Annotated in this window: 25 protein-coding genes; 5 read left to right on the top strand and 20 right to left on the bottom strand. The window is 38.4% G+C overall.

Annotated elements, in window-relative coordinates; translation table 11 throughout:
* Positions 1 to 17 precede the first annotated feature (17 nt).
* Positions 18 to 3,173 (bottom strand): efflux RND transporter permease subunit, encoded by a 3,156-nt coding sequence (locus C7N65_RS04600; protein WP_105993302.1) that lies wholly within the window; start codon positions 3,171 to 3,173, stop codon positions 18 to 20.
* Between the two features lie 158 nt (positions 3,174 to 3,331).
* Positions 3,332 to 4,585 carry a peptidoglycan bridge formation glycyltransferase FemA/FemB family protein gene (locus C7N65_RS04595; protein ID WP_105993301.1) on the bottom strand — a complete coding sequence of 418 codons (1,254 nt, stop codon included), beginning with the start codon at positions 4,583 to 4,585 and terminating at the stop codon, positions 3,332 to 3,334.
* Between the two features lie 123 nt (positions 4,586 to 4,708).
* Here C7N65_RS04595 and C7N65_RS04590 point away from each other — a divergent pair, with 123 nt between their 5' ends.
* Positions 4,709 to 4,960: a hypothetical protein gene (locus tag C7N65_RS04590; protein WP_105993300.1), complete on the top strand. Its 252-nt coding sequence runs from the start codon at positions 4,709 to 4,711 to the stop codon at positions 4,958 to 4,960.
* 3 nt (positions 4,961 to 4,963) lie between these two features.
* Here C7N65_RS04590 and C7N65_RS04585 read toward each other — a convergent pair whose 3' ends face one another.
* Positions 4,964 to 5,719, bottom strand: coding sequence for a VOC family protein (locus C7N65_RS04585; RefSeq protein ID WP_105993381.1), 756 nt, complete (start codon positions 5,717 to 5,719; stop codon positions 4,964 to 4,966).
* A 267-nt stretch (positions 5,720 to 5,986) separates the two neighbouring features.
* Here C7N65_RS04585 and C7N65_RS04580 point away from each other — a divergent pair, with 267 nt between their 5' ends.
* Entirely contained in the window at positions 5,987 to 6,403 is a 417-nt protein-coding gene (locus C7N65_RS04580; protein ID WP_105993299.1) for a MarR family winged helix-turn-helix transcriptional regulator, read from the top strand.
* Between the two features lie 63 nt (positions 6,404 to 6,466).
* Positions 6,467 to 7,615 carry an MFS transporter gene (locus tag C7N65_RS04575; RefSeq protein ID WP_105993380.1) on the top strand — a complete coding sequence of 383 codons (1,149 nt, stop codon included), beginning with the start codon at positions 6,467 to 6,469 and terminating at the stop codon, positions 7,613 to 7,615.
* 134 nt (positions 7,616 to 7,749) lie between these two features.
* Here the strand turns inward: C7N65_RS04575 and C7N65_RS04570 are convergent, their stop codons facing one another.
* Genes C7N65_RS04570 through C7N65_RS04555 form a run of 4 tightly spaced genes read right to left on the bottom strand, consistent with a single transcriptional unit; the run spans position 7,750 to position 11,041 of the window.
* Positions 7,750 to 8,355, bottom strand: coding sequence for a response regulator transcription factor (locus C7N65_RS04570; protein WP_105993298.1), 606 nt, complete (start codon positions 8,353 to 8,355; stop codon positions 7,750 to 7,752).
* Positions 8,352 to 9,455, bottom strand: coding sequence for a sensor histidine kinase (locus C7N65_RS04565; RefSeq protein WP_105993297.1), 1,104 nt, complete (start codon positions 9,453 to 9,455; stop codon positions 8,352 to 8,354). The genes C7N65_RS04570 and C7N65_RS04565 overlap by 4 nt, the downstream gene beginning before the upstream one ends.
* Positions 9,456 to 10,187, bottom strand: a complete 732-nt coding sequence (locus C7N65_RS04560; protein ID WP_105993296.1) for an ABC transporter permease — start codon at positions 10,185 to 10,187, stop codon at positions 9,456 to 9,458.
* Complete coding sequence (locus C7N65_RS04555) at positions 10,184 to 11,041, bottom strand: ABC transporter ATP-binding protein (RefSeq protein WP_105993295.1); 858 nt, start codon at positions 11,039 to 11,041, stop codon at positions 10,184 to 10,186. Before C7N65_RS04555 ends, C7N65_RS04560 begins: the two co-directional genes overlap by 4 nt.
* A gap of 306 nt (positions 11,042 to 11,347) precedes the next feature.
* Here C7N65_RS04555 and C7N65_RS04550 point away from each other — a divergent pair, with 306 nt between their 5' ends.
* Positions 11,348 to 11,692 (top strand): transcriptional regulator, SarA/Rot family, encoded by a 345-nt coding sequence (locus tag C7N65_RS04550; protein WP_105993294.1) that lies wholly within the window; start codon positions 11,348 to 11,350, stop codon positions 11,690 to 11,692.
* A 58-nt stretch (positions 11,693 to 11,750) separates the two neighbouring features.
* Here C7N65_RS04550 and moaA read toward each other — a convergent pair whose 3' ends face one another.
* From moaA to glp, 6 genes are read right to left on the bottom strand one after another with little or no spacing between them, the layout of a single operon-like run.
* On the bottom strand, positions 11,751 to 12,773 hold the full coding sequence (moaA, locus tag C7N65_RS04545) for a GTP 3',8-cyclase MoaA (protein ID WP_105993293.1): 1,023 nt from the start codon (positions 12,771 to 12,773) through the stop codon (positions 11,751 to 11,753).
* A 45-nt stretch (positions 12,774 to 12,818) separates the two neighbouring features.
* The gene (gene mobA / locus C7N65_RS04540) at positions 12,819 to 13,421 is read right to left on the bottom strand and encodes a molybdenum cofactor guanylyltransferase MobA (protein WP_105993292.1); all 603 of its coding nucleotides are present in this window, start codon (positions 13,419 to 13,421) and stop codon (positions 12,819 to 12,821) included.
* Positions 13,422 to 13,427: 6 nt separating this feature from the next.
* Positions 13,428 to 13,661, bottom strand: a complete 234-nt coding sequence (gene moaD / locus C7N65_RS04535; RefSeq protein WP_105993291.1) for a molybdopterin converting factor subunit 1 — start codon at positions 13,659 to 13,661, stop codon at positions 13,428 to 13,430.
* The gene (locus C7N65_RS04530) at positions 13,658 to 14,113 is read right to left on the bottom strand and encodes a molybdenum cofactor biosynthesis protein MoaE (RefSeq protein WP_105993290.1); all 456 of its coding nucleotides are present in this window, start codon (positions 14,111 to 14,113) and stop codon (positions 13,658 to 13,660) included. Before C7N65_RS04530 ends, moaD begins: the two co-directional genes overlap by 4 nt.
* On the bottom strand, positions 14,110 to 14,592 hold the full coding sequence (gene mobB, locus C7N65_RS04525) for a molybdopterin-guanine dinucleotide biosynthesis protein B (protein WP_105993289.1): 483 nt from the start codon (positions 14,590 to 14,592) through the stop codon (positions 14,110 to 14,112). Before mobB ends, C7N65_RS04530 begins: the two co-directional genes overlap by 4 nt.
* Positions 14,589 to 15,848: a gephyrin-like molybdotransferase Glp gene (gene glp / locus C7N65_RS04520; RefSeq protein ID WP_105993288.1), complete on the bottom strand. Its 1,260-nt coding sequence runs from the start codon at positions 15,846 to 15,848 to the stop codon at positions 14,589 to 14,591. The genes mobB and glp overlap by 4 nt, the downstream gene beginning before the upstream one ends.
* 63 nt (positions 15,849 to 15,911) lie before the next feature.
* On the opposite strand from glp, the gene moaC reads away from it, so the two are divergent.
* Entirely contained in the window at positions 15,912 to 16,397 is a 486-nt protein-coding gene (gene moaC, locus C7N65_RS04515) for a cyclic pyranopterin monophosphate synthase MoaC (protein ID WP_105993287.1), read from the top strand.
* Between the two features lie 239 nt (positions 16,398 to 16,636).
* Here the strand turns inward: moaC and C7N65_RS04510 are convergent, their stop codons facing one another.
* The 7 genes from C7N65_RS04510 to galE form a co-directional block, all read right to left on the bottom strand.
* Positions 16,637 to 17,146 carry a molybdenum cofactor biosynthesis protein B gene (locus C7N65_RS04510; protein ID WP_105993286.1) on the bottom strand — a complete coding sequence of 170 codons (510 nt, stop codon included), beginning with the start codon at positions 17,144 to 17,146 and terminating at the stop codon, positions 16,637 to 16,639.
* 26 nt (positions 17,147 to 17,172) lie between these two features.
* Positions 17,173 to 18,174 (bottom strand): ThiF family adenylyltransferase, encoded by a 1,002-nt coding sequence (locus C7N65_RS04505; RefSeq protein ID WP_105993285.1) that lies wholly within the window; start codon positions 18,172 to 18,174, stop codon positions 17,173 to 17,175.
* A gap of 132 nt (positions 18,175 to 18,306) precedes the next feature.
* The gene (locus tag C7N65_RS04500) at positions 18,307 to 18,927 is read right to left on the bottom strand and encodes an ATP-binding cassette domain-containing protein (protein WP_105993284.1); all 621 of its coding nucleotides are present in this window, start codon (positions 18,925 to 18,927) and stop codon (positions 18,307 to 18,309) included.
* A 1-nt stretch (position 18,928) separates the two neighbouring features.
* Positions 18,929 to 19,600 (bottom strand): molybdate ABC transporter permease subunit, encoded by a 672-nt coding sequence (modB, locus tag C7N65_RS04495; protein WP_105993283.1) that lies wholly within the window; start codon positions 19,598 to 19,600, stop codon positions 18,929 to 18,931.
* An 11-nt stretch (positions 19,601 to 19,611) separates the two neighbouring features.
* Positions 19,612 to 20,373 (bottom strand): molybdate ABC transporter substrate-binding protein, encoded by a 762-nt coding sequence (gene modA / locus C7N65_RS04490; protein WP_105993282.1) that lies wholly within the window; start codon positions 20,371 to 20,373, stop codon positions 19,612 to 19,614.
* 145 nt (positions 20,374 to 20,518) lie between these two features.
* A complete protein-coding gene (gene galT, locus C7N65_RS04485; protein ID WP_105993281.1) occupies positions 20,519 to 22,015 on the bottom strand; it encodes a UDP-glucose--hexose-1-phosphate uridylyltransferase in 1,497 nt (498 codons plus the stop codon).
* A gap of 17 nt (positions 22,016 to 22,032) precedes the next feature.
* The gene (gene galE, locus C7N65_RS04480) at positions 22,033 to 23,025 is read right to left on the bottom strand and encodes a UDP-glucose 4-epimerase GalE (RefSeq protein WP_105993280.1); all 993 of its coding nucleotides are present in this window, start codon (positions 23,023 to 23,025) and stop codon (positions 22,033 to 22,035) included.
* Positions 23,026 to 23,033: the final 8 nt, after the last annotated feature.

Raw genomic sequence — 23,033 nt, 5'->3', positions numbered from 1 at the left:
TTTCGTCAGCAGTTTATTTAATGTTTATTTTTATCTTTTGATTGAAACATGCCTGCTAATTTAGCTTTCATTGTAAATAAAATTTCATAAATCACAGGTACTACAATCAAAGTGAGTAATGTTGATGAAACCAATCCGCCGATTACCGTTGCGGCTAAACCTTTTGAAATCAAGATAGAACTATCTTGACCAAACAGCATTGGTGCTAAGGCTCCGATTGTCGCAAGTGCTGTCATCAAGATTGGACGAATTCTCGTTCCGCCCGCTTCAAGCAATGCCTCTTTCATCGACATACCGCTATGCTCATTATTGATTACACGATCAATCAATACAATCGCATTCGTCACAACAATACCTATCAGCATCAGTACCCCGATCATACTAGGTACAGATAATGTCTCGCCGGTTAATACCAGTGCGATGACTACTCCGATTACAATGTATGGTAATGAGAAGAGAATCGTAAACGGTGCTAAACCGCCTTTGAATGTCAATACTAGGACTAAGTACACAATGATGACCGCCGCAAGCATCGCTAAACTTAATTGCGTAATGGCTTTATCAATATCATCAGATGCACCGCCGGAATTGATTTTTACATTTGCAGGTTTATCGATTTTATCCACTTTATCCATCACTTTTTGCGAAATACCGCCGACGTCTTTACCGCTGATTGTTCCTGTTACTGTTGTTGTATAATCGCCATCTTCTTTAATCAACTTGCTTGGTGTTTGTGTTGCTTTCAATGTTGCGATTTCATTTAGTTTAACTTTTTCGCCTGTTGGTGTCGGAATTTCTAAGTTGTTCAGTTTTTCTTTGGTCCAGTTGGTTTGTTTTTCTTTTTCTACTTTCACGTCGACTTTATGTCCTTTTTCATTAATCGTAGTGATTGTTTTCTCTGGAATATTTTGATTTAAGCCCATCGCAAGCTGTCCTGCAGATAAGCCTTTTTTTGTTGCTTTATTTTTATCTACATCTACAGTGTATTGCTGATAAACTTCTGTTAAATCTGATTTAACGTTGACTAAACCAGATGTCGCTTTCATTTCTTTTTCAATCGCTTTGACCGTTTTTTCCATAGCTTTTGATGAAGGGCCGGAGACTTTGACTTCCATTGAGTTGTTTCCGCCGCCAGTACCCATATCTAAATATTTCCATTCGCCCTCTTGTTTAAAGCCTGCGATATGTTTTAATACTTTATCTGGTTCTTGATCGAAGTTTTGCGTATCTTTATCGTATTCAATCATCACTGCCATATTATTTGTACTGCCTGTCGGGTCAATCGGTGAAGGACCGCCGAGCGAGTATTGTACGATTTTCACTTTATCTTTACTATTGAGGTATTTTTGTACTTGTTCCGCATTTTTAAGAACTTGTGCTTTCGTTTCGCCCGGTTGCGGCGTATAAGTTAAAGCCATGAACTTGTCTTCCCCAGTCGAAATAAAGCTTGTGCCTATTTTTGCGGCACCTAAAAAGATACTGCCGACTAGTATTAAAGTCGTTAATAATAAGACAATCCACTTATGATTTAACGACCATTTTAAGACATGCTTATAACCCCTGCCTACTGCACCTAACGAACGTTTTTGTTTCGATTTAATACCTTTTTTGAAGAATGTAGATGCTAATGCCGGCACAATAGTAATTGATACCAGCAAGGATGCTAATAAACTAAAGGTAATCGCAAGTGCGAACGGTCTGAACATCTCGCCTACTGAACCTGCTACAAATACCAATGGCAAGAAGACGACAATCGTAACTAAAGTAGACGACATAATCGGCTTGAAGACTTCTGCCGTTGCACTGATAACTAAACCATTGCCTTTTTCACGTTCATTCGGATCTGACATCCGTCTGTATATATTTTCAATAACAACAATGGAGTCATCAATCACACGTCCGATAGCAACGGTTAACGCACCAAGTGTCAAAATGTTTAACGAAACATCAGAAAGTTTCAACGCAACCATCGCAATTAATAATGACATTGGAATTGAAACGATAGAAATAGCAGTTGTTCTAATATTGCGCAAGAATAATAAAATGATAATAATAGCCACAATTGTACCGAGAATTGCTTTTTCTAACATTGTATAGATAGAATCTTCAATCGGTTTTGCTGTATCCATGACTTTCGTATACGAAATATCTTTATTATCTTTTGCGAACGCTTTGATTTTATCAATAGTATCTTTTTTAACTTGTACGGTGTTCGCATCTTGTGCTTTTACAATTTGAACATCGACTGCATCTTCACCGTTGGTTCTTGAAATCGATTCACGTTCTTGTCCGATCTTAATATCTGCAATATCTGATAGTTTCACCATCTCATTGCTTTGCGGACCTTGGCTGCTGCTTGGCATACTGCCTGACATCGCATTGCTGTCTGAACCTTCATCGCCTGCTTGTCCTTGGCTGCCTTGTGCAGCGCTGACCGGAATCACAAAGTTCTTCAAGGCATCCGCTGATTTAAACTCGCCATTAACTACAATCGATTTTTCAGTTTTACCGAATTGGAATAGACCTAACGGTGTTTTGCCGGATGCATTTTTAATGTAGTCTTCTACTCCGCTTGCACTCATACCGCGTTCTTGAAGTTCTCGTTGCTTAAATTTAATCGTTGCTTGTCTTGCTGTTTGACCATTCAACTGAACATTTTGCACACCCTCTACCGTTTCTAATTTCGGTATCAGCTGAGATTCAATAGCTTTGGTTGCTTTTTCTAAATCATCATGTTTCTCAGAGAATGAAAAGACAACGACTGGGAATGCATTCATACTATTACGTGTTAATTCTGGTTCTTGTGCATTCTCAGTTAGTTTAAGCTTATCTATTTCTTTCTTTAATGCTTCTTCTGCTTTATCCATGTCTGTCCCGTCATCATAACTGACTTGTACCATCGACACATTCTCTAAAGATTGTGTCTTAACGGTTTTGACATGTGCCATCCCTCTGACTTGGTTATCTATTTTATCACTGATATCTTCTTGTACTGTTTCAGGTGTTGCACCTGGTAATACAGTATTGACTGATATCATCGGTTCTTCTACATCAGGCAGTAATTCAAGCCTCATTTTCACACTGGAATAGACACCGCCGAGGATGACTAAAATTACCATTAATAAGACTGCGAATTTATTGCCTAAAGAGAACTTCAGCAAACGATTAATCATGCGTATATCCCCCTATTTTCTACTTACTTTAAATGTAACACAACCAGTTAAAAAGCGTCCCTTTTTTCACTAAATCTCCAAGGTTTTTACACTAAAAAAAGATTGAGATCTGAAAAGACCTCAACCTCTTGTATATCGCTTCATGTTGTCTTCTTTTATTATTTTTTGCCTTTAAGTTTGCGTGACGCTTTGATTTTAGCTTTGGTCAACGCTGGTTTTAAATGTTCGATAACATAGAATAATGGTTGGTTGAGCGGATAATCGAACTCACCGATTTTCTCGCTTAAATACGTACCCCATGTTTTCTTGAAGGCCCATAAGCCATAGTGTTCTGAATCTTTATCCGGATCATTGTCTGTGCCGCCGAAATCATAAGTTGTTGCGCCTTTTTCACGTGCATAACGCATCATTTCAAATTGCATGTGATGGTTCGGCAAGAAGTCACGATAATCATTTGAAGATGCACCATATAAATAGTATGATTTTTGACCGCAGAACATTAACAATGCGCCTGATAAATAGACACCTTCAGGATGTGTGCTTTCTAGTTCTTTCATTTGGTCAATCAATTTTTGGTTGCGTGCAATTTTCGCTTCAGCATCTTTGATTTTATTCAACGTCTTTTTATCTTGTTTTTTCTGTTTCAAACGTTCGATATCTTGTTCGACTTCTGCATTTTCTCCGTTTAATTCTTTTAATACAGGTGCAGGTTCTAATTTCACTAAGAATAATTCAGCGTCCCCATCTGGATGCAACGCATCATAGATATTTTCGAAGTAGCTGATATCACGTGTTAAGAAACCATCGCGTTCACCTGTAATACGCATTAAATCAGCAAAGATTTTCAAATCTTCGCGGCTTTTGCGTTCTACTTTTGTGCCGCGTTTCAATGCTAAACGAACTTTTGAACGGTTTCTGCGTTCAAAACTTTGAATCAGTTCCTCATCTGATTTATCAATCGGCGTAATCATTGTCATACGCGGTTGGATGTAATCTTTAGATAAACCTTCTTTAAACCCTTTATGTTTGAATCCTAATTGTTTCAAGTGTGTTAAAGCTTGTCCTGCTTTATCTACTTCAACATCCGGATCGATTTTTATCGTATATGCTTTTTCGCTTTGTGCTGCAGCTTTTGTATGTTCAAGGAGGGCTTCGATGACTGCTTTATCATCATAATCTGCGACGAACCCTCGAGATACATAACAAAGTGTGAACGGTAATTTCGGTACTTTTTTGAAAAGGAGTTGTGCTACCCCTTTGATTTCACCGTTTTCTCCGACAGCTACACGTCTTGAGTACCACCCTGTCAATTTCTTCGTTTCTGCCCATTGTGTGAGTTGAAGCAAATCACCATTCGGATGAGATTTAACAAATGCATCATGTTCTTGGTTCGTGATATTCATCTTTTCCATAAAATAAAAATCTCCTTTATTTTCCTTACGCTATCTAGTTATTATACAATGAAACCAAACGACTTTCATGTTGTATCCTCACACAGGATCCTTTTAAACATTAAAGACATCGAGGTGAGAAAGGTGAGAAATATCTTTTTAGGTATCATGATTGTATTGAACTTCATTGTTATTAGTATAACATTAGCTAACCATGTTCAAATAGATAATTTAAGCTTGCGCGTATTCTTTACTGCATTCTCTGCAGTCATCGCAGTTTATCTTGTCCTCTTGCATCGATCAAAGCTCGACTTAACATTAGCCATAATATTATTGGTCGTTGCTTTAACACATGCGATTATGATTGCGAATGCTGTGTATCATTATATTTATTAATACTTATGGGATAAAGTGGTATTCTCCGCCGCGTGTCACAATATTATAAGGTGTGTCTGTTTCGCTGTCTTGAATCACGACTGAATACTTATTTTTGCGGCCTTCTTTAATACAGTATTCAATCTCTTCGCCAGGCAATGCTAAAACAGTCGCCCCTTCTTCTTCTGAGACCACTTCCATATCAAACCAATCTCGCCATTGATTCACAACGAGTGCTTGTTTCGTTGTTTGAATTTCAATGGCTTTTATTTTGAACTGCGGCTGAAATTTGTTTGCCAGCATCTCTTCTCTTTGTGATTCGGACTTTTTCCATTCAATAAAGAAAGGCGGTTTTAATTCCGCATCGGGCTGATTCAAATATAATAAACGCCAAGAAGTTTGTTCACCCTTTTTATTCTCGCGACCCATTTCAATCGGTCCGACAACATCTAATCCTTTTGCTTCGAAATCATTTTTCAATTGGTCGATATCATCTGTACGTAAAGCAATGGCTTTAAAGCCTTGAATAAAATTATCCTGTACTATTTTTGCGACGAATGAAACACGGCCTTCATTTGTTTTAATCACACGTTTTAATTTTTCTTCATCATTTACACCGATTAATTCAATATAAGCAAGGTCTGTATATGCAAGCTTGTTATGTGTACCGTAACGATTATGCAATCCGCCTGGTGAGAGTTTCATCACTTCACCAGGATATTGGAACTCATCAATGTGTTTAATGTAATGGATGATATGATCAAATTTTAAGTGCGGCATTACAACCATCCTCTCTTATTTTTCTCCATCTTATCAAATAATGTACACGAATGCTTTTTTTAGGAACAAATTCAAAAAAGAACTTGATTTTTACTTTCAGATTCTCTACAATGGAAAAGTAAATTAGTTAGCTAAGCTAACCTTTTATAGATTGTACGAAGTCTTTTCAAACTACCCTGCAAAATAAAATGTTACTTCGTGCGTTAGGAGGTTGTGCCTTTATCGAAAGGTTTACAGCCTCTATATTAATTTAAGGAGCCGCATCTTATGGAAACCAATCAATTATTCAATAGTTTTACAGAACTTTACAGACCTTATATTAAACAAGTGCAACCTTTGCTCGATAAGTATCATTTGCATACTGCACAATTTTTAGTGTTGAAAGATATTTATCTGCATGCACCTACAACGTTAGTTGAAATCTCAAAACGCCGTTCTATTGAGAAACCTTCAACACGCAAATTATTAAAAGTCTTGCACGAATTTGATCTATTAACTGTCACTCCAGGGGAAGATAAGAGACAGAAATTATTAGGACTTACAGACAAAGGCAATACCATCTATCACGAAGTGATGGAACAAGTAACAGCCTTTCAGCAAAACAGCATTAAAGCAGCAGGTATTTCACAAGAAGACATGGAATGTACAATCAAAACACTTCAAGCATTAAAAAATATTTTATAGGGAGGTATCAGCTTGAACCATAGCCACGCACAACACGCACCGATTTGGACTAAAAGTTTCAACATGAACTTCATGGTTAACTTTTTCGTATATCTTTGTATGTATCTCTTAATCGTCGTGATTGCAGGATACAGTAAAAGCGAATACGGTGTTTCAGATAGTTTATCCGGTCTGGTAACCGGTTTATTCATCGTCGGATCTTTAATCGGACGTTTTATTACGGGGAAATATGTGAACGCTATCGGTCCGAAGCGTACATTGCTCATCGGACTTATCTTTTTAATTATTACACAAGCCCTTTACTTTATCGAAGGTTCGCTTGGTTTTTTAATGTTCACAAGACTTATCAACGGTATTGCGACAGCTGTAGCAACCACCGCAACAGGTACGATTGCAGCTTATATCACACCGCCAGAACGTAAAAGCGAAGGCATCAGTATGTTCTCGCTCAGTCTTGTTTTAGGTACAGCTGTAGGACCTTTCTTTGGTTTATTACTTTCAAATCACTTCTCAATCGATGTCTTATTCGGTTTATGTCTCGCATTGGGTATCATCGGACTCTTGCTTTCATTCTTGATTCAAATCAATTTCGAAACAACATCAGAGCCGACTCATACAAAATCTAAAGGCTTCAGCTTGAGTCAGTTTATCGCTAAAGATGCCGTACCGATTGCGATTGTAATATTAATTACAGGTGTCACTTATTCATCTGTACTGACATTCTTGAAGTTCTTTGCGGAAGAACGCAACTTAGTTGCTGTATCCAGTTACTTCTTTATTTTCTATGCGTTAACTTCACTAGTTACACGTCCTGTAACTGGACGCTTAATGGATAACAAAAACGAAAACGTTGTCGTTTATCCATCTTACTTATTCTTATTACTCAGCTTCGTGCTGTTATACTTCTCACATTCAGGCTGGATGTTGCTGCTTGCCGGTGCAGCATTAGGTGTCGGCTACGGCAACTTGTCATCACTCATGCAAGCCATAGCCATCAAAGTCACTACACCTGAAAAATACGGACTCGCAACATCTACATTCTTTATCGGTATTGATTTCGGTATCGGATTCGGCCCTTCTGTATTAGGCGCCTTTACTTCTATGATTACCTATGCACAGCTTTATGGTTACATGGCTGTCCTTACAATCATTACCGCAATCGTCTACTACTTCTTGCACGGCCGTAAAGTAAAATACTTAGAAACAAATTAATATCTACCACTCTGAGAAGCTTGAACAAATAGATTTCTCAAAACCTAGAAAACAGGAAGATTTTCATAATAAACAATGAAAATCTTCCTGTTTTTAATTTTTGTTTGATGACACAGAAAAAATTACTACTGTATTTAAATAATCCATCCTTTTTCCATGGCTTTCTTCCATGCATCAAAGCGGTTTTCCGTTTCCAATTTATCAATTACATTGGAGATGTAGTTGCGTACGGTTCCGTTTGAAAGAAAAAGTTTTTGTGCGATTTCTTTGCTTGAGTAGCCATTGCCGATTTCTTTTAGGATCAACTGTTCTGAAGGTGTTAACGGATTTTTCTCTTTAAAGAATGTAGTCATTAAAGATTCGCTGTATTCTTTTTGCCCCTGCATTACGTTATGCATAGTCTTAATCAGTTCATCTACAGAGCGTTCTTTTAAGACATAAGCATCCACATCATTTGCGACAGCTCTTTCAAAATAACCAGGACGTTTGAATGTCGTCACAATAATGACCTTAGTCTCAAGTTCAGCTTCGCGTATTTTACTTAGTACTTCAAGGCCTGTTAATCCAGGCATTTCAATATCCAGCACTGCGATATCAGGTGCTTGTTCTTGTATCATTTCCCACGCTGTTGAACCGCTCGCTGTATCTCCTGTAATTTGAATCGATGCATCCATCTCAATCAGCTGTACCATCGCTTGTCTCAACATTTCTTGATCTTCAGCTAATACTACAGAAATCATAAGCTTTCACCCCTTGGAATTTCAATCGTTAATGTCACACCATGATGAGACGCGATGTTAAGTGTACCGTTTAATAATGAGACACGTTCTTCAATGCTGTGCAATGTCTGTGTTTCGTTATCTTTCATCCCTAAACCATTGTCGCTGATCATTAAAACAATCATCTGCTTTTCTTCTTTGAGCCATCCATTTACTTTCGTCGCATGCGCATGCTTGATAATATTGTTGACCGCTTCTCTCAATATCATCGACAGTATGGATTGCTGGCCCCTATTCATTGTTCTGGTTTGATCTTCCCCTTTAAACTCAAACGCAATATCAGCTTGATCCAGCAAATTGCGTACAGATATCACTTCTTCTTTAAAGTCTTGAAACTTTAATGTTTCTACTATCCCTCTGACTTTATTTAATGCTTCTTTTGACAACTCATTAACCATCATCATTTCTTTTTTAGCTTGTTCAGGATGTTGATCCACAAGCTTAACTGCAAGTTCTGACTTAATACTTAAACTCGCAAAGACGTGCCCTAATGTATCATGCAGATCTTGACCGATTCTTTGGCGCTCTTGTTCCGCAATCAATAAATTAATATAACGGTTCTTTTGCTCTAACTGTGCTTTTGCTTTACTCGAATCATTGATTCTGAAATTGCTGAATAACGCGATTAATACTACCAAGTCTAAAACAAAGATGATGGGTGAAGCTGCCGACAACAGGTACAATGAAACGCCTGTTGCTACTAATAGTGCTATAAAATAAAGAATGGTCTCGATTGATTTAACAGAACACTGATAGACATAAGGCAGTACAAATGAACCGAAAAAAAAGAACATAATGAACATACTGCCCATTGCCCAGCAAAAATAAATCACACCTGCTAAATAAATCAGCCATGCAGCTAAACGCCGCATTTTAAAAAGATAAATATCTGATAAGATAATGATAATATAGTTGAGTGAAAACACGACAATCCACACAATCGCAAGGGCTAATGGTCCGTTAATGTCAATGTAAAACAAATTGATAATTGGAAATACAAGATAGATAAAACTGCCGACTCCAAATGGATTCTCTTTAACTTTGTGTAATAAATAATCCAATCACACCACATCCGTTTTCTTCTGAATGGCTAAAGCAAGAATTATAAATAGTATACAATAACCAGAAAGAAAACCAAGTGCAGTAAAATTAATCGTTTGATCTTGCACAAACTCTAAACCTAAATGCTTAAGCTGATATGTCGGTGTATAATAAGAAAGTTTTTCCAACCATTTCGGAAACAGTTCTGTCGGGAACCATAAACCGCCAGTGATTGCTAAACCAATATATAATAAGTTGCCGATACCGCCTGCTTGTTTAATATCAGCACTTTGCGCAATCAATAAGCCGATAGATAAAAACAAACTGGATCCGATCCACAATAACAATCCAGAAATCAGCCACTCAGACGCCGGCATTTCAATATCTCTGACTGTTGCACCTACAATAAAGATCAGCACAATCGTCATGACAAATAAACTCATCATTTTCAGCACTTTTGCCAAATAATAATGTGCAGGTGTCATCGGTGTCGCAAACAATTTCTTTTGCCACCCGTTTTGTTTATCCAGCAATAATTCAGTCGGGAATGTCATAAGCGAGAAACTTGTCAGACTGAAAGTTGTCATATTAAATAATATTTCTTTATAGACTTGGTTTTGCTGCGCTTTTGGGACATCATTAATTGCAGTAAAGAGTAAGAAAAATGCGAGCGGCAAGCCGATTGATAGTAATAAATAAACCTTTTGACGCAAAGTAACGGACCAATCTAGTTTTAAGTAGCTTAATATCATGCTGAAACCTCCCGTTCTCCTTCAAATACATAATCTTCAATCGAACCTTTTTTGATTTCAATTTCATTTAAATCAAGCTTTAACCCCATCAAGATTACAAGTACAGCTTGTACATTATCCGCAACAATTCGCAGTTCTCCTTGATGTTTCTGATAAGCTAACGTTGTATGCTGCTTGATTTGCGGTTCATAGATTTCAGGCATGCAAATCGTTGAAGCTCTGTTTTCATGTCTGAGTTTCGAAGGCGTCGTATCATTAATGACTTGTCCTTTTCTCAACACAACCACTCTATCTGCCACACGTTCTACTTCCTCTAAGTAATGTGTTGTATAAAGAATTGTTTTGCCTTCTGTTTTTAACGTTTCTATTAAAGACCAAAAATAACGTCTCGTCTTAGCATCCATCGCAGAAGTCGGCTCATCTAAGATAATCAGCTGCGGTTTGCCGACCATTACAAGCGCAAAATCTAATAAACGCTGCTGACCGCCGGATAGTTTATTCGCATATTGATTCATCTGCTGCTTGCTGAATTGTGTCATCTTTTGGAATGCATCAAACGTTAACGGGTCTTTATAAAATGAAGCATATAACCGATAAAGCTCTTTTACTTTTACAAAATCATTAAATACAGTCTTTTGGAAAAGTACACCGATTTGGCTGGATTTGAAACCATCCATATCGATGGTTCCGCTGTCAGGGTGCAGATTGCCTAAAATCAAATCAATCAATGTAGATTTCCCAGCACCGTTCACACCGATGAGTGCCGTACAATTGCTTTGTGCGATGTCTAAAGTCACATGATCTACTGCTTTTGTGCGTTTAAAACTTTTTGTTAACTGATTTATCTTTATCATAAGCCCACCTCATTTCAATTTATATTAATTGTATATCTTGAAATAATTCGGCTCTAGTAACGTCTGTCACATCTTATTTATGACATTTGTCATATTTATTTCATATCTGAAGATTGCATGATTTGTGAACCTATCACTCAAATTATTCAATCTTTCGTCATAATGTCCATGATATCTCACTAATTTTACTATTATAGTAAACGAAACATAATAGATTTAACTTGAAAAACGTTATATAATATAATAAGTTATTCTATTAATATTCCCAGGGGAGTACAACAACGAAGAACAGAAGGAGGAATATCTATGACTCAAACAATTGACCAATTTATCGATACCGAATGCAAGCTCAGCCAAATTAAATACTGGCTGAAGTCCGAGTATCATCTGTCCATGGAAGAATTCATTATTTTATATCGCTTCTTTGGTACAGACAAAATTACCGGTAAAGTGTTAAGAGATTCATTACATTATGACATGAAATGGAATACGAGTAAGATTGATGTATTAATTCGCAAGCTCTACAAAAGAGAGCTCATTGCTAAAGAACGCTCTGAAACTGATGAGCGTCAAGTTTTTTATTTACTTAATGATGCACAACGTCTGTTTGTGGCACAAGTGATTAAAGAATTCAAAGTAAATGCGAAGTAATAAAACATGAAAAAGCGTGTATTTTCAAAATGAAATTGAAAATACACGCTTTTTTAATTTAACCGCCGATATAATTCATGTTGATTTTCTTGCGTCTGCGGTTTGCGACAGTTTGTTCTGTACGCTCATCAGAATAACGATCATCTCGAATATTCCAAAGTTCTTCAAATTTCGCTTGGAGCTGTTCGTCTGTTTTGCCTGAACGCATAAATTCTTTGACATTAAAGCCGTCGACTGTACTGAATAAACAGCCGTAGAACTTGCCGTCTGAAGACAAACGTGCTCTGGTACATGTAGAACAGAATGATTGAGAAACACTAGTAATCAATCCGAACTGTGCACCGTTATCTTTATGACGATAATATTTTGCGACTTCCCCATAATATTTCGGTTCGACTGCTTCAATATCGAACTCATCTTCAATCATCGTCAACATCTCATCTTTAGTTACGACTTTGCTGAAATCCCAGCCGTTATCATTGCCGACATCCATAAATTCAATAAAACGTACTTCAATATCTTTATCTTTGAAGTATTGAATCATCGGAATAATCTGGTCATCATTAACACCTTTTTGCACCACCACATTGATTTTCACTTTAAAGCCGATGGATACAGCATAATCAATTTGTTCAAGGATCGTTTGTGCCTTGATATTACGGTTATTAATGGATTGGAAGAGTTTATCATCTATCGCATCCAAACTGACATTAATACGGCGCAAGCCGGCATCATATAAATTCTGACCATGCTTTTTCAGCAATAAGCCGTTCGTTGTTAAACCAATATCTTCTACGCCTTCTATTTTGTTTAAGGCTGCTATTAATTTATATAAATCTCTGCGCATTAAAGGTTCTCCGCCTGTGATACGGATTTTCTTCACACCTAGACGTGTATATACGCGAGCAATTCTTTCCATTTCACTGAAAGTCAATAATTCATCTTTGGGTAAAAAGACAAAGTCATCGCCGAATATTTCTTTAGGCATACAGTAATCACACCTGAAATTACAGCGATCTGTCACGGATAATCTTAAGTCGCGAATCGGACGACCGAGTTTATCTGTTATTTGTTTTACCATCTTTTGACCCCCTTCTCTTTCTCTGATTACGCTTGATACTTTACATCAAAGCGAATGATTTTCAACACTTGCTAAATCTTGGGGATAGTTGATATTTTTATACCAATTCGGTTGTGTTTCTGCCTCATGCACATCTAACCAATCTGAAGCTACTTGGTTATACACATGCTTCATACTGTAATCATCTGATTCTAAAGCACGTGCAATTACCGGCAGACATGTCGGACTGTAAAATGCGATAGTAGGAATCGGGAATCCGTCTTCCTTATACCCAGCAATATCTAATTGATCCTCAATCAGATGTTCGACTAAGAACCGATATAATGCACTAATCGCTTTTTCAGTGACAAGTGGTGTGTCGACTGAAATCACAAAGAAGAGTTCCGCTTCATAATCTTGTTTCATCACTGAATAGATCCCTGAAAGCGGCCCTTTATCTTTATGCTGAGCATCATCTACAATCACTTTCACATTTTCAAAACGATCTGCCAGCTCCGCATTGGAACTGATAATAATTTCACTGAACATATTTGTTGCTTCTACCGCATCTATGATGTGCTGATAGAACATTTTGTTATTAATTTGTGCAAATGCCTTTGGGGCGCCGAAGCGTTCTGAACGCCCGCCTGCTAATATAATTGCTTTCACTTTCTGTTAACCTCCGCTTACCGGTGGAATCAAAGCAACCACATCTGAAGGCTGAATCATTTCGTGATTCGGCACAAATTCTTCATTCAGTGCAACTTGAAATTGTTTCCCATTGATTTCAGGATACTTATCAAATAAATAGTCTTTGAATGCTTCCACTGTCATTTCATCGTTGATTTGAAATTGATCATTATCTTTTTGCAAAATTTCTTTGATTTCCGCAAAATAAAGGACTTTCATTCTGTTTGCCCCCTTTCAATTGCATCATCATGATAACCGCGTTGATGGCCGATCCATTCTGCGCCATCTTCCCAAATTTCTTTTTTCCAAATCGGTACGACCTCTTTTATGCGGTCAATCGCATATTCATTGGCCGCATAAGCATCTTTTCGATGCGGTGAAGATACTGCAATCAAGACTGCAATATCAGAAATATGAAGCGGTCCGATACGGTGTACGATACTAACAATCGTACCCGGCCATTGTTCATTGATTTCATCGCCGATTTGAGCTAATTTTTTCTCTGCCATCGGGATATAAGCTTCATATTCAAGGTGTTCTGTACGAATTCCTTTTGTCCATTCGCGCACATGTCCTGTAAATACTACAACTGCCCCTTGATGCGGTGTCAAGGTGAAGTCGCGGTATTGTTCTGTTTGAATCGGATCAGTGACAACTTCGAATTGTTTCATTTTGACTCATCCTTTTTTCTATCGATAAAAGATATCAGCCATTCTTTTAAATGGCTTAAATCTGAAGTATTTTGAAACGGTAACTTATATTGTACATGACTCAGCGCTGATAAAGAAGAGTATTCCTCAGAGTTTTTATAAATAATGATTTTATCGTAGTCTGCTTGTTTGAATCCTTCAACCAGCACAATATCATAATCAATCGTTACAGCTTTGGCAATGATGCGGGATAAATCAGATTCAGCAGTACGTGTTAACGTTTCGCGCAATTGATGTCCTTGCACAATACTTTGATCAGCACCTGCATTAAAATGTTTCATATGATCGACTTCAGCATCAGGCAATGCAATATCTTCAGCACCATGCCCATGATGCTTAACCGTGACCACACGATAGCCTTGTGCTTTCAAAAATCCAACCAGTGCTTGCAACACTGTTGTTTTGCCGGAATCTTTATACCCCACAATCTGTAAAATCATAATGACAGTTCCTCTTCAAATGTATCTGTTTCAGTTAAGATAACATCTACAGTATGGCCTTTTTCAAAGCCGCGTGTACCGCTCGGCAGCATAATCATCGCATTACTGTGAGCAATTGCTACAACAGCACCTGATTTGTTAAAGCCAGAAGGTACTACCGTTGCTTGCATACCGTTTAATGTTGCTTTAGCACGAATGAAACGTGTAAATGGATTAGCTTTCTTGAAGTCTTCCATTAAAGTTGCTTTAACAACTTGCGGGAATCTTTCTTTTGCGCCCATCATATTCAATACTGCCGGTTTCACAAATAACTCAAAACCTGTATAACATGCAGATGGATTGCCTGATAAGCCGAATAAATAATGGCCGTCTGCGACCGCAACAGTTGTTACACTTCCTGGGCGCATTTGAACTTTATTGAATAATACTTCAGCACCTAACGATTTATAGATAGATGGCAGATAATCAAAATCTCCGACAGAAACGCCGCCTGTAGTAATAACCATATCATGTGTTGATAAAGCTTCTTTTACAACAGCTAAGCTGCTTTCGAAGTCATCTTCTTGAATTTTATAGACTTCTCCAGTTAAACCGAACTGTTTCAATAATCCTTGAATCATCGGTCCGTTGGAATTACGGATTTTACCTGGTTCTAATTCATCATCGACATCTAAGAGTTCACTGCCTGTTGCGATTATCGCAGCAGAAGGCAATCTTTTCACCGGTACTTCTGTATAGCCGAATGTCGCAAGTACCGCAATCGCACCGGCATTGATACGCTGACCTTGTTTCAATACAACATCTCCGACTTCTGTTTCTTCACCTTTTAACGATACGTTTTCATTCGGTTCGAATGGCTTGCGGATAGTAAATGAATGCTCGCCTTCACGCGTTTGTTCAAGCATGACTACAGCATCTGCACCTGCAGGCATTTCTGCACCTGTCATGATGCGCACTGCTTGATTCGGACCAACTGTTTTATCAGAAACACTGCCTGCGCCAATGTGATCAATCACTTCGAATTCGATACGGTTGTCGCCGCTTGCCCCTTGTGTATCTTCACTGCGCAGCGCAAAACCATCGAAAGGCGATTTATCAAAGCGCGGAATTTCATATGTTGCTACAATATCTTCTGAAAGAATATAACCTAAACTGTCATTTAAAGGTACGTTTTGACCTCGCATACGAATATCTTGTTCTACCACACGTTTAATGGCTTCTTTCACCGCAATCGGATTTCTCTTTTCAACTGGCATATACTATCTACTCCTATCATTCAATTTATTTCATGCTATAATGTCTAAGCGAGGAGGAATAACATGTCTGAATTTACTCATATTAATGCACAAGGGAATGCGAAAATGGTCGACGTTTCCGATAAATCGATTACGAAACGTACTGCAATTGCACATTCCAGCATTACAGTTAACGAAGCAATTTACAAACAAATTATCGAACATACAAATAAGAAAGGTAATGTGCTGAATACTGCCCAAATCGCGGGAATCATGGCAGCTAAAAATACCTCTACGATTATTCCTATGTGTCATCCGCTCTCACTGACAGGTATCGATATTGCATTCGAGTGGGATACAACATCGTCTTATACACTTAACATTGAAGCAACCGTCTCTACTTCTGGCAAGACCGGCGTAGAAATGGAAGCTCTCACAGCTGCTTCAGCAACAGCTTTAACCGTTTACGATATGACCAAAGCACTCGATAAAGGCATGGTCATCGGCGAAACTTACCTTATCTCAAAATCCGGAGGCAAATCCGGCGATTACCAGAGAGCATCTGAGTAACCTGCTTATTTTAATGCAATACCCGTTTTTTGAGTAAAACAATAAAACAGCACAATAACGCGAAATGATGCATAGCAATTGTATAGCTTACGATTGCTTTGAAGTCATTTCGCTTTTTTCATGTTAAACCTATTATATAATGCATAAAGCCTATATGAAATAGGCTGAATGGATGAAAAATGATGCTAAGAAGCGGTTAGTTTTTACTTTGGTAGAAACCTAACCGCTTAATCTTGCCTTTATTTTGTTAATTCATGAATTAAATGGTTCAATTCTGGTTTAATCAGTTTTTCCAATGCAAGTTTCACGGCACCTGAAGAACCTGGTAATGAGAAGATCAATTGTTCGCCTACTGTACCGCCGACAGCACGTGATAATAATGCACGTGTTCCGACATCTTCTGCGTAGCTTAAATATCTGAACAATTCTCCGAAACCTTCAATTTCTTTTGTCAGTAATGGTGTAACTGCTTCGATTGTCACATCACGTTGTGCAATACCTGTACCGCCTGTTGTAATAATGACATCTACACCATCATTCAACCAAAGCTGAACTTGTTCAGTAATCGCTTGTTTGTCATCTTTGACAATTGTGTAGTGTTCATCTGTAATTTCCACATTAAGTTCAGATAATAATTCTTTAGCCAGCTTGCCGCCTTTATCTGTTTCTTTTGTTCTTGTATCAGACACGGTTAATACCGCCGCATTAATCGTTCTATCTAATTTGACATTAACATGTTCATTCTTCATTCAAATCGGCCTCCAATTTCAAAGATTTATCCTAATAATTGATTCATAAGCTTGATAGCTTCTTCAGGTCGTGTCATGCCGTGAATCAGCATCCGTCCGCCTGAAAAGCTCACAATACGATGATTGTTGAATTCAAAACGGATCATATAAGGATTCGCATGATATTGAATATGATGCGTATCTAAATATGCTCTGAGCATTTCCTGGGTAATATCTTCATTGTTGTACTGCACAGTATCTCTGCCGCATAATGTCGCAAACTGCAAATCTGTATGATTTAAATGCGGGTAAGTCGGCGCTTTGCCGCACGTATGGCATTCTGGATTGAACATTCGGCTGAAACCGAACGTATAATGCGTACCTTCCCAAATATCGCCGTAAGTCAATTTAGGCGTAAAAGGTGTCTCTGTTAGAATTTTCAACGCATCTCGGATTTGAAGACTTGTTGTCATCGTCACCGCCGGCTGAATTACCCCTACAGTATCACAAGTCATATTAATTACCGGCAGCTGCGGCATCAAACAATTGAAACAAGGTGTCTGTCCTGGAATAAAAGCCGCTTCAATGTATGTACTTTGTACCACACCGCCATAAATCCAAGGTATCTCGTATTTGTACGCAAAGTCATTGACTAATAAGCGTGTATCAAAGTTGTCTGTCGCATCTAATATTAAATCTGCAGACTGTCCGTAATCCTCGAGAAACTGAGGATTTACTTGTGCAATATGCGCATCAATCACTACATCGCTGCGAATAGCTTGCAGCTTTTCTTTAGCCGCAATGACTTTTGGCATCGCATCGATCGCATCCTTTTCTGTATACAACATTTGTCTTTGCAGATTACTGAATTCGATATAATCTCTATCCACTATCGTCAACTGACGAATGCCTGCTCTGACTAATCCGTCAGCGATATGTGTTCCTAATGCACCCATACCGATAATCAGGACATGCTTTTGCGTTATTTTCTTTTGTCCCTCTGCTCCGATATTCTTAAATAATATTTGTCTGGAATAACGTTCTGACATCTTTCTATCCCTTCCTAAAAGTGCATTATCTTTATTATAAGATGAAATGCTGTACGATACAATTGTTCCAATTATTTATCAAAAATACAACCCGGTTTCGCATACTTCATGCAAAACCGGGCTGTCATGCAATTATGTTGTTTTCAAGTGGCCGATAGTAATGATTTCATCAGCCAATTGCTGCGCTTCATAATGAGAATGTGTCACAAAAACAATCGGAATCTGCCATTGTTTAAACAATTGATGCACTAGACGCATGCTTTCATCTTTCGTCGCATCATCTAAACTCGAGAATGGTTCATCCAGCATCAATAAATCCGGACGTGTACTTAATGCTCTTGCTAAAGCAACCCGTTGTGCTTCCCCGCCTGATAATCTCGCTGGATATTGTTTGGTCAGATGGCTGATATTCAGTTGATGCATCAGCGTCTTTATATGTTCTGACGGTTGTGCCATAAACGTAATATTTTGATACACCGTCATATTCGGAAAGAGCTGATAATCTTGAAATAAATATCCTAATTGACGCTCTTGGATTTTAACTTGAATCCCTTGTTTCGTATCGGTTAAAACATGATCGTTGACTTTAATGTAAGCTGTGTCAGCTTCGCGCAAACCCGCAATCATATTTAAGATGGTCGTTTTGCCGATGCCGGAAGGACCGCGTATTGCATAAATTTTAGGTACTTCATCTTGAATATCTAATTTCAGCTTTTCGCCTTTCAACTCATGTTCAATTTGGATGGCAAGCATCTTAATCCACCTCCAAATAGCGATCTCGATTAATCATATTGATAGTACCTATGACCGTTACCGCAAAGGCTACCAAGACAAGTACCCATAACCAAGCTTGGTTCTCTTTGCCTTGTTCGACTAAGAAGTATATTTCAAGCGGCAAGGTGTTGGTTTTATTCGGAATATAACCAGCAACCATCAATGTCGCGCCGAATTCTCCGATTGCACGGGCAAAGGCCATCATCACACCTGAAAGTATGGCACGTTTTGACAGCGGCAAAATCAATCTATAGAAGATTTTATTTTCACTTGCGCCCATGGTTCTCGCTGTGTTGAGCATTTTATGATTGATGCCCCTGAAGCCTTGGATGGTATGCTGATACATAAGCGGAAAACTGACGACAACTGATGCTATGATTGCACCTGTGATTGAAAAGACAACCGGCAGATGCAAGACATTGGTCATAAAAGCCCCAACCGGGCTTCTCGGAGAGAAGATAATCAAGAGTAAGAACCCCATCACAGTCGGCGGTAAAACAATCGGCAGAATAATAATACTTTCAAGAAGCGTTACGATGCGGCCGCGACGATGATATAACAGTCTGGCTGCCAAAATGCCAAGCAGCGTCACAATGATCGTGCTGATCACCGCCACTTCAATCGATATCCAAAATGGCGTTAAATCAGGCATATGTACTCCTCCTACGCTTCAAAATGATATGCTCTCAAAATCTTTTTGGCTTCATCTGATTTCAGAAACTCAATCCATGCTTTGCCGAGTTGATTATCAGATGTTGTCCCTGCTTCGTATACAATCGGTTCTTTTAATTGTACTTGCTGAATTGCTTTCACTTTATCATCTTTAGTTTTATTTTGATATAAATCCGTTTGATACACAAAGCCGAGCTGTGCATTGCCTTTTTCTACATAATTCAAGACTTGGCGCACATCTTTCGCAAAAACCAGTTGATCTTGTACCCCTTTATATAAGCCGTTTGCTTTTAAATAGCTTTCTGCGTACTTGCCTGCAGGTACTGATTTCACTTCACCGATAGCTAATTTATCACCAGGCTTTAAGTCATTGACTGACTTTGCTTTGGTGCCTTTTTCACCAATCAACACTAAATTATTTTTAGCATAATCGTAAACATGATCAGCTTGTTTTTTATTTTTTAATGCTTGCACATCTTTTTTATTTGCGGACATCAAAACATCTACTGGTGCCCCTTTTTCAATTTGCTGTCTCAACGCACCTGAACCGCCGTAATTAAATGTAACTTTTGCATCTGGATGCTGCTTCTTAAATGCTTGCTCTAAATCTTTCGTTACATCTGTTAAACTTGCAGCCGCAGCCACATGCAGTGTCTGTTCTTTTGATTTGCTGGCGGATTGCTTTTGATTCGCGCATCCCGCTAGCACCAAGCCGATAATGCACAGCATGGTTACGATAGATTTCAATTTCATTGTCAGGTCCTCCTAAAAGATAGATTCATCTTCGATTATACGCTTAAACCTCATAAATTCCAGCTTGAATTTGTTCTTAATACAATTCATTATTTCAACATTTGTCTATAAAAAAAGACCAACGCAAATGTTGGTCTTAAGCACTTTATAATGTTGAGACAAAATGTTGAAAGGCTTTGAAGCCTTCTTCTGTACGTTTAAAGACACCAGCATCTTCTAACACACGTTTGAACTTCTGACCCATCGCATCATGAATAATACTTTCCGCATTTTCTTTGGTAAATGTATGTTCTGCTTTTAAGTCCTCAGCCCATTGCTGATGCACACCTAAATCTATGGATGTATCTCCTAATACATAGCGTGCAACGTCTTGTAATTCTTGTTTAAGACGTGCCGGTAAAATCGCTGTTCCCATCACTTCAATCAAACCGATATTTTCTTTCTTAATATGCTGAACATCTTGATGCGGGTGGAAGATACCATCCGGATATTGTTCAGATGTTTGATTGTCTCTCAATACTAAATCTAATTCATACTGCCCTGTTGCTTGTCGGAATCTCGCAATCGGTGTCACCGTATGATGACGTTCACCGTCTTCACTGTAAGCTTTCACACTGACTGATTCATCACTGTATGCATTCCATTTATTAAAGATATGTTCTGCCGCATCGACTAACTGTGCTTGGTCTTTACCTTTCAAACGAATCACACTCATCGGCCAATCTAACAGTGCTGCGTCTACATTCGGATAATTATCTAACGTAAACGTATCAATTTCTTCCGCATTATCCATCGGGAACGTATGACGTCCTGTTTGATAATGGTTATGCGATAAAATAGAACCGCCGACTATCGGCAAGTCCGCATTAGAGCCTGCAAAGTAATGCGGGAACTGCTGCACGAATGAAAGTAAATTGATAAATGTTTGGCGTTCAATTTTCATTGGTACATGATGTTCTGATAAGACAATACTGTGCTCAGGGAAATAAGCATATGGTGAAAATTGGAATCCCCAGTTCGCACCGTCTAATGTAATACGGATAATACGGTGATTACGACGAGCAGCTTGTGTCACTGAACCTTCATAACCTTCGTTTTCCATACATAAAGCACATAACGGATAACTTGTTTGTTTCGCTTGTTTAGCAGCCGCAATCTCTTTTGCGTCTTTTTCCGGTTTTGACATATTAATTGTAATTTCTAAATCACCATAATGTGTCGGTGTATAGTAATGAATATTTTGTGCAATGGCATCTGCTTTTATATAGTGATTGCGCGCACAGATATCATAAAAATATTGTGTCGCTTTTTGCGGGTCTTCTTGATACAGTGCTTTAAAGTTTCGATTGATCGTAGAAGGTTTCGGTGTAATTAAATCAAGCAATTTTGTTTCTATGATTTCTTTTTGATACACCGCATCTTCAATCAATCCATGTTCAATCATTTGATTGATCCAATATTGCGCAATTTGGTTCGGTGTATCAAGTTCTGATAAATCAGCTTCTGTTTGTGTCTCTAAATCTTCTGCTTTAGTAATTTCTAAAATAAGATTTTGAACGTAAAAATTGTCCTCTGTTTCAAAATCTCCATATTCTATCGCATACTGAATGAAGCGTTGTACCAGTTGTTGATTCAACTTCATCTCAATAGCCTCCTCGTTTATTTATCGTCGTAGCCGTTTGGATGTGCACGGTGCCAATTCCAAGCTGTTGCTATGATTTCTTCTATGTCGTCATGTTTAGGTTCCCAGCCTAAAACTTTACGTGCTTTATCGCTGGATGCAATCAATTTGCTAGGATCGCCTGCACGGCGTTCTCCGATTTCAGATTTAATCGTTTCGCCTGTTGCTTTACGTGCAGCTTCTACAATTTCAATTACTGAGTAGCCTTGGCTGCTGCCTAAGTTGAATGCGCCGCTTTCGCCGCCGTTTTTAAGGTATTGATAAGCTAAGATATGCGCATCAATCAAGTCTGTGACATGCAGATAGTCTCTGACACAAGAACCATCTTCTGTATCATAATCGACACCAAAGATTGTAATCGCATCTCTTTGGCCTAATGCTGCTTCAAGCACGATAGGAATCAAATGTGTCTCAGGGTTATGATCTTCTCCGATTGTGCCGTCTTCTCGTGCACCCGCTACGTTGAAATAGCGTAATGCAGTATAGTTCACACCATAAGCGTTATGGCACCAATGCATCATTTTTTCCATCATTAATTTACTTTCGCCATATGGGTTTGTCGGTGCTTTTTGCACATCTTCTTGAATCGGTACAACTTCTGGTTCGCCGTATACCGCTGCTGTTGATGAAAAGACAATTTCATTCACATCATGTGCTTTCATTACTTCTAAGAGCACTTGCATACCATAAACATTATTGTTGAAATATTCGAGTGGTTTTTGAACCGATTCTCCGACTAAAGAGTAAGCGCAGAAATGGAATACACCTTCTACCGCTTCTTTTTCAAAGACTTGATTCAAGAATGCTTTGTCTCGAATATCACCTTCATAAAAACGTACTGCTTCTGGCACTGCATCTCTGTGTCCTGTACCTAAATTATCTACCACTGCGACATCATAACCTTCATCTAATAATTGATGTACAGCATGACTGCCGATATAACCTGCGCCGCCTAATACTAAAACTGACATAAAAAGTC

It is taken from the genome of Staphylococcus simulans, from assembly GCF_002994445.1.
Taxonomy (GTDB): domain Bacteria; phylum Bacillota; class Bacilli; order Staphylococcales; family Staphylococcaceae; genus Staphylococcus; species Staphylococcus simulans_B.
The sequence above is the reverse complement of the archived record's forward strand: the minus strand, read 5'-3'. Positions and strand labels throughout refer to the sequence as shown.

Coding starts and splice junctions, on each gene's coding strand:
- C7N65_RS04570 (WP_105993298.1), bottom strand. CDS start 8,355: ATGATTTCTGTAGTATTAGCTGAAGATCAAGAAATGTTGAGACAAGCG.
- C7N65_RS04500 (WP_105993284.1), bottom strand. CDS start 18,927: ATGCTTGCCATCCAAATTGAACATGAGTTGAAAGGCGAAAAGCTGAAA.
- C7N65_RS04600 (WP_105993302.1), bottom strand. CDS start 3,173: ATGATTAATCGTTTGCTGAAGTTCTCTTTAGGCAATAAATTCGCAGTC.
- C7N65_RS04575 (WP_105993380.1), top strand. CDS start 6,467: ATGAACTTCATGGTTAACTTTTTCGTATATCTTTGTATGTATCTCTTA.
- mobB (WP_105993289.1), bottom strand. CDS start 14,592: ATGATTTTACAGATTGTGGGGTATAAAGATTCCGGCAAAACAACAGTG.
- glp (WP_105993288.1), bottom strand. CDS start 15,848: ATGCCAGTTGAAAAGAGAAATCCGATTGCGGTGAAAGAAGCCATTAAA.
- C7N65_RS04530 (WP_105993290.1), bottom strand. CDS start 14,113: ATGAAACAATTCGAAGTTGTCACTGATCCGATTCAAACAGAACAATAC.
- C7N65_RS04505 (WP_105993285.1), bottom strand. CDS start 18,174: ATGTCAGAACGTTATTCCAGACAAATATTATTTAAGAATATCGGAGCA.
- moaC (WP_105993287.1), top strand. CDS start 15,912: ATGTCTGAATTTACTCATATTAATGCACAAGGGAATGCGAAAATGGTC.
- moaD (WP_105993291.1), bottom strand. CDS start 13,661: ATGAAAGTCCTTTATTTTGCGGAAATCAAAGAAATTTTGCAAAAAGAT.
- C7N65_RS04560 (WP_105993296.1), bottom strand. CDS start 10,187: ATGATATTAAGCTACTTAAAACTAGATTGGTCCGTTACTTTGCGTCAA.
- C7N65_RS04580 (WP_105993299.1), top strand. CDS start 5,987: ATGGAAACCAATCAATTATTCAATAGTTTTACAGAACTTTACAGACCT.
- galE (WP_105993280.1), bottom strand. CDS start 23,025: ATGTCAGTTTTAGTATTAGGCGGCGCAGGTTATATCGGCAGTCATGCT.
- galT (WP_105993281.1), bottom strand. CDS start 22,015: ATGAAGTTGAATCAACAACTGGTACAACGCTTCATTCAGTATGCGATA.
- C7N65_RS04510 (WP_105993286.1), bottom strand. CDS start 17,146: ATGAAGAATGAACATGTTAATGTCAAATTAGATAGAACGATTAATGCG.
- C7N65_RS04555 (WP_105993295.1), bottom strand. CDS start 11,041: ATGATAAAGATAAATCAGTTAACAAAAAGTTTTAAACGCACAAAAGCA.
- C7N65_RS04585 (WP_105993381.1), bottom strand. CDS start 5,719: ATGCCGCACTTAAAATTTGATCATATCATCCATTACATTAAACACATT.
- C7N65_RS04550 (WP_105993294.1), top strand. CDS start 11,348: ATGACTCAAACAATTGACCAATTTATCGATACCGAATGCAAGCTCAGC.
- modA (WP_105993282.1), bottom strand. CDS start 20,373: ATGAAATTGAAATCTATCGTAACCATGCTGTGCATTATCGGCTTGGTG.
- moaA (WP_105993293.1), bottom strand. CDS start 12,773: ATGGTAAAACAAATAACAGATAAACTCGGTCGTCCGATTCGCGACTTA.
- modB (WP_105993283.1), bottom strand. CDS start 19,600: ATGCCTGATTTAACGCCATTTTGGATATCGATTGAAGTGGCGGTGATC.
- C7N65_RS04595 (WP_105993301.1), bottom strand. CDS start 4,585: ATGGAAAAGATGAATATCACGAACCAAGAACATGATGCATTTGTTAAA.